This is a genomic window from Actinotalea ferrariae, from assembly GCF_019733465.1.
GTDB lineage: Bacteria > Actinomycetota > Actinomycetes > Actinomycetales > Cellulomonadaceae > Actinotalea > Actinotalea ferrariae_A.
Genome location: NZ_JACVQL010000246.1, coordinates 1 through 5038 on the forward strand (window position 1 = coordinate 1; position 5038 = coordinate 5038).

Below are 5038 nucleotides of genomic sequence, written 5' to 3' on the forward strand. Positions count from 1 at the left end.
ACCCCGGGCTGTCGTCGCCGTCCTGACCGGCCCGGGCCACGGGCGACCAGCGCGGTGCGCCGTCGCCCCCGGCCACGGGGCGGCTCATCCCGCGGCCCCCGCGGGCACAGGGTCGCCGAGCACGGCGCCGTCGGCGAGCCGGAGGTAGGCGCCGTGCGTCGTCGGGACCATGCCCAGCGCCGAGGCCGCGGTCGCGAGCTGCGCCGACGACTCGGCCGTGCGGAGCTCGGTCGCGATCTGCTGCTGGACCTGGGCCGACTCGGCGAGCCGCGACTGGAGCGCGAAGCGCTCGTACTCGCCCTTCGCCATGGAGGTGTTGAGCACGAGCGCACCGAGCAGCGACGCGGCCAGGAGGCTCATGCAGGTCAGCACGAACGGCACCCGCGTGCGGGTCTGGGCCGGCGCCCGCACGACGCGCAGCCGGGGCGAGGGCGCCGACGACGCGGGCGCCGACGGCCGAGGACGGCCCGGTCGGTCGGGGTGCCGGTCGGCGTTCCGGTCGACGGCCGGGCTCCGAACGGCCCGGACTGCGGTCTGCTGTGCGGCGCTCATGCTGCCCACCTCGGGGTGTGCTGACGGAGGTGATCCGGCGTCGGACGGACGCGTGCTGCGGCACGCAGGCGCACCGACGCGGACCTGGGGTTGGCGGCGAGCTCGGCCTCGGACGCCTGCTCGGCGCCGCGCGTGAGGAGCTCGAGGTAGGGCCGGTGCGTCTCCGGCTCGACCGGGAGGCCCGCGGGGGCGCTCGAGGTCGCGCCGCGCGCGAGGGCCCGCTTGACGATCCGGTCCTCGAGGGACTGGTACGCCATGACGACGATGCGCCCGCCGACGGCCAGGCTCTCGAGCGCCGCGGGGACGGTGCGCTCGAGCACCTCGAGCTCGCGGTTGACCTCGATCCGCAGCGCCTGGAAGGTGCGCTTGGCGGGGTTGCCGCCCGTCGCCCGGGCCGCGGCCGGGATCGAGGCGCGCACGATGTCGACGAGCTCGCCGGTCCGCGTCAGGGGGCGCGCGGCGCGGCGCGACACGATCGTCCGCGCGATGCGCGGGGCGAACCGCTCCTCGCCGTACTGCCGCAGGATCCGGACGAGCTCGTCCTGGGAGTAGCCGTTGACCACGTCGGCCGCGGTGGGGCCGTCGCTCGCGTCCATCCGCATGTCGAGCGGGGCGTCCTTGGCGTAGGAGAAGCCGCGCTCGGCCTCGTCCAGCTGGAGCGAGGAGACGCCGAGGTCGCCGAGCACGCCCTGCACCGGCCTGCCGACGACGTCCTGCACCACCTCGAGCACCTCGTCGTACACCGCGTGCACCGGCGTGAAGCGCTCGCCGAACGGCGCGAGCCGCTCGCTCGCGAGCGCGATCGCCTGGCGGTCGCGGTCGAGCCCGACGACGCGCAGCCCCTCGAAGCGGCCGAGCAGCGCCTCGGTGTGCCCACCCATGCCGAGGGTCAGGTCGACGAGCACCGCGTCCGGCCCGGCGAGCGCAGGCGCGAGCAGCTCGACGCAGCGCTCGAGCAGCACGGGGACGTGCCGGTCGGCCGTCGGGCGTTCCTGGCTCATCCGACCTCCTCCGGTCCGTGCGGCTCGTGCGTGCTGGTCGTGCGGGGCGCCGTCGGCGGACCGGCGGCGGTCCTGGCTGGTGGTCGGGCGGCCCTCCGCCGCCCGACCAGGTCTCCCTCCGCAGCCCCTCTGGCGCCGGGGAAGTGCGCCAGAGCGGGCGGGGAGAGACCTCGTCGTGCGGTGGCGGCAGTCGCGCGCACCAGGTCCAGGGGTCAGTCAGAAGGCACCGGGGAACACCTCCTCGGCCGTCTCGGCGTAGTGGCTGACCTGCTCCTCGAGGTACGTCTCCCATGCGTTCGCGTCCCAGATCTCGACGCGCGTGCCCGCGCCGATCACCGCGACGTCCCGGTCGAGGCCCGCGTAGGACCGCAGCCCGGCGGGGATCGAGAGGCGGCCCTGCTTGTCGGGCACCTCGTCGTGCGCGCCCGAGAGGAAGACACGGAGGTAGTCACGCGCCTGCTTGCTCGTGACCGGCGCCTGACGGATCTGGTCGTGCATGCGGCGGAACTCGTCGACGGGGAAGACGAAGAGGCACCGCTCCTGGCCCCGCGTGACGACCAGACCCGAGGCCAGCTGGGCCCGGAACTTCGCGGGGAGGATCAGCCGGCCCTTGTCGTCCAGGCGCGGGGTGTAGGTCCCGAGGAAGGGCGAGTACGGGCTGTAGGAGCTCGCCGCGGGCTCGTTCGCCACGTCACGCCCTCCCCTCGGCCCGTCGGCACCCCAGGCAGGCCCACCGCTCCCCAGGTGTCCCCACAGTACTCCACTTCCCTCCACCAGCAATGGAAACAGCCCGCGTTTCACCCCTTCAGTCGTGCGTCTGCGCAGGTGAGAAGCGGTGGGGGGATGTGGAGGAGATGCGCCGCGGCCCGGGCGCCGGGGACGTCGCGGGACGGCCGCACGACGCCGGCCTCGTGCGGATCTCGTGCGTGAGGGCCTCCGTGGCGCTCCACGGGGCCGGCGTCCCGCGCGACCGGTGGAGGGAAGTGGGGGGCCGTGACCAGCACCCGTGCGGTCGTCGCCGGTGCGGTCCTCGGTCACCTACGCTTCGACCAGTCCGACGAAGGGGTCGTCCATGCACGCACTGCCCACCGCACGCGAGGTCGACGAGCTCGCGGCGACCGCCCAGGGGATCCGCACCGCCATGGAGACGGTGATCTCCGGACGGCCGGACCTCGTGCGCCTCACGGTCGCGGTGCTCCTGGCCGAGGGGCACGTGCTCCTCGAGGACGTGCCCGGCGTCGGGAAGACGACCCTCGCCAAGGCGCTCGCCCGGTCGGTCGACTGCAGCGTGGGGCGGATCCAGTTCACCCCCGACCTGCTGCCCAGCGACCTCACGGGCGTGACGATCTACCGCCAGGAGGCCCACGAGTTCGAGTTCCGGCCCGGACCCGTCTTCGCCAACATCGTCATCGGCGACGAGATCAACCGCGCCTCCCCCAAGACCCAGTCGGCGCTCCTGGAGTGCATGCAGGAGGGGCAGACGACGATCGACGGCACGACCTACCAGCTGCCGCGGCCGTTCCTCGTCATCGCGACGCAGAACCCCATCGAGATGGAGGGGACCTACGCGCTCCCCGAGGCGCAGCGCGACCGCTTCATGGCCCGCCTGAGCGTGGGGTACCCCTCGCGCGCCGCAGAGGTGGAGATGCTCGACCGCCAGGAGGCGGTCGACCCGCTCGCGCACCTGCGCCCGGTCGCCCGCGTCGCCGAGATCTCGACCATGATCGACGTCGCGCGCCGGCTCTACGCAGCGCCCGGGATCAAGCAGTACGTGGTCGACCTGGCCGACGCGACCCGCAACGACCCGATGCTGCGGCTGGGCGCGTCCCCGCGTGCCGCCATCCAGCTGCTGCGAGCCGCGAAGGCCGCAGCCGCGATGGCCGGGCGGGACCACGTCCTGCCCGACGACGTCCAGGAGCTCGCCGGCCCCGTGCTGGTGCACCGGCTGCTCGCGAGCACCGACGCACGCCTGTCGGGCCGCAGCGTCGAGGAGACGCTCGAGGCGATCCTCTCCCGCACCCGCCTGCCGGCGTCGCGCGCGTCCGTGCCGGACCGCCGCGCGATCGGCTGAGGTCACCGTGAGGGACGCCCTCCGCGGGGTCCGCCCCACCGCGCGCGGCGGGGCGCTCGGCGGTCTGGGGCTCGCCACGACCGTGATGGGGACGCTCACGGGCGTGCGGATCCTCACCCAGGTGGGGTCGCTGCTGCTGCTCGTGGTGGTGGTCGCCGTCGCGTGGCTCGCGGCCGAGGTGCGGCAGCAGGACCGCGGCCGGCTCAGGCTCGTGCGCCGCGTGACGCCGCACCCGGTCTCCGTCGGCAGGGTCGCGACCGTGCGCGTGGAGCTCACCGCCTCGGGCGGGGCCCACCGGCTCGACCGGTTGCAGATCGCCGAGCGGGCGGCACGCGAGCTCTCGGGCCCGACGGCGCTGCGGGCCCGCGTCCAGCGGTCCGCGGGCCGCCTCGCGCTCACGTACTCGATCCACCCCCAGCACCGCGGTCGCTGGCCGGTCGGACCGCTCGAGGTGCAGCGGCGGGACCTGTTCGGCGTCGCTCGCTGGACGGGCTCGTTGGCCGAGCCCATGCTCGTGGCCGTCCGGCCGGCGACCACCCCCCTCGGCACGTCGAGCTCCGCCGCCTCGACCGACGTCGACCGTGCCTCGGCCGGCGCTCGCACACCGGCCGCGGACGACTCCTCGCTGCGGGACTACCGCGCCGGGGACGACCTGCGCCGGGTGCACTGGCGCAACAGCGCCCGCCGCGGGCAGCTCATGGTCCGTCAGGACGAGCGCGCGGGGCGCCGGCCCGCGAGCGTGCTGCTCGACCTGCCGCTCGACGACGAGGCGGCCGAGTGGACGATCTCGACGGGCGCATCGATCGCGCTCGCACTCATGTCCGCGGGCCACCACGTGCGCCTCCTCGGCGGCGACGTGCTGGGCGCCGCGACCGACCACCACCGCGCGGACGGCGAGGGCGCGGGAGCGGACGCGCTGCTCGACCAGACGGTCGACCTCACGCGACCGTCGAACCTCGCGACGCGCGCCGCGTGGCTGCGGACCGCGGTGGACACCCTCACCGTCAACGCGGGCGGCGCGGAGCTCGTCTTCGCGGTCGTCGGCGAGCTCGAGCCGGACGACCTCGCCTCCCTGGCCCGCATCGGTGACGCGAGCATGGGCTGGGCGATGGTCCGGACCGGCCGGGGCGGCGACAATGACTCCATGACGGCGGACGAGGCCCGGACGCTGCGCGCCCTGCGACGCGCCGGCTGGACGGCGTGCGCGGTCCGCCCGGGTGAGGACGCGGCGGTGTGCTGGCAACGTCTCCTCGACTCGGACGAGCGCGTGGGGGTCGCCCGGTGACGGGCGCCGCGGCCGTGGCCGGGCGTCAGGTCTGGCTGGGCGCCGGGCTCGTCGCCGTCGCCGCGGTGGCCGGGACCTGGACGATGACGGGCCTGCTGGCGCCCGGCCCGTGGCGGGCCGTCGCCGCCC

General features: G+C 75.4%; 5 protein-coding genes. 2 read left to right on the top strand and 3 right to left on the bottom strand.

The window, feature by feature from the left end:
• Positions 1-84 precede the first annotated feature (84 nt).
• The 3 genes from ICW40_RS16865 to mraZ all read right to left on the bottom strand — a co-directional run bounded on the left by ICW40_RS16865 (position 85) and on the right by mraZ (position 2243).
• On the bottom strand, positions 85-552 hold the full coding sequence (locus tag ICW40_RS16865) for a hypothetical protein (RefSeq protein WP_221655171.1): 468 nt from the start codon (positions 550-552) through the stop codon (positions 85-87).
• Positions 549-1553, bottom strand: coding sequence for a 16S rRNA (cytosine(1402)-N(4))-methyltransferase RsmH (rsmH, locus tag ICW40_RS16870; protein WP_221655172.1), 1005 nt, complete (start codon positions 1551-1553; stop codon positions 549-551). Before rsmH ends, ICW40_RS16865 begins: the two co-directional genes overlap by 4 nt.
• Before the next feature lie 216 nt (positions 1554-1769).
• Positions 1770-2243 carry a division/cell wall cluster transcriptional repressor MraZ gene (gene mraZ, locus ICW40_RS16875; RefSeq protein WP_221655173.1) on the bottom strand — a complete coding sequence of 158 codons (474 nt, stop codon included), beginning with the start codon at positions 2241-2243 and terminating at the stop codon, positions 1770-1772.
• 382 nt (positions 2244-2625) lie between these two features.
• On the opposite strand from mraZ, the gene ICW40_RS16880 reads away from it, so the two are divergent.
• Together ICW40_RS16880 and ICW40_RS21660 are read left to right on the top strand one after the other, a co-directional pair.
• On the top strand, positions 2626-3624 hold the full coding sequence (locus tag ICW40_RS16880) for an AAA family ATPase (RefSeq protein WP_221655174.1): 999 nt from the start codon (positions 2626-2628) through the stop codon (positions 3622-3624).
• Positions 3625-3631: 7 nt separating this feature from the next.
• Positions 3632-4909, top strand: a complete 1278-nt coding sequence (locus ICW40_RS21660) for a DUF58 domain-containing protein (RefSeq protein ID WP_221655175.1) — start codon at positions 3632-3634, stop codon at positions 4907-4909.
• The last annotated feature ends 129 nt before the right edge of the window (positions 4910-5038 follow it).

Coding starts and splice junctions, on each gene's coding strand:
- ICW40_RS16865 (WP_221655171.1), bottom strand. CDS start 552: ATGAGCGCCGCACAGCAGACCGCAGTCCGGGCCGTTCGGAGCCCGGCC.
- rsmH (WP_221655172.1), bottom strand. CDS start 1,553: ATGAGCCAGGAACGCCCGACGGCCGACCGGCACGTCCCCGTGCTGCTC.
- ICW40_RS16880 (WP_221655174.1), top strand. CDS start 2,626: ATGCACGCACTGCCCACCGCACGCGAGGTCGACGAGCTCGCGGCGACC.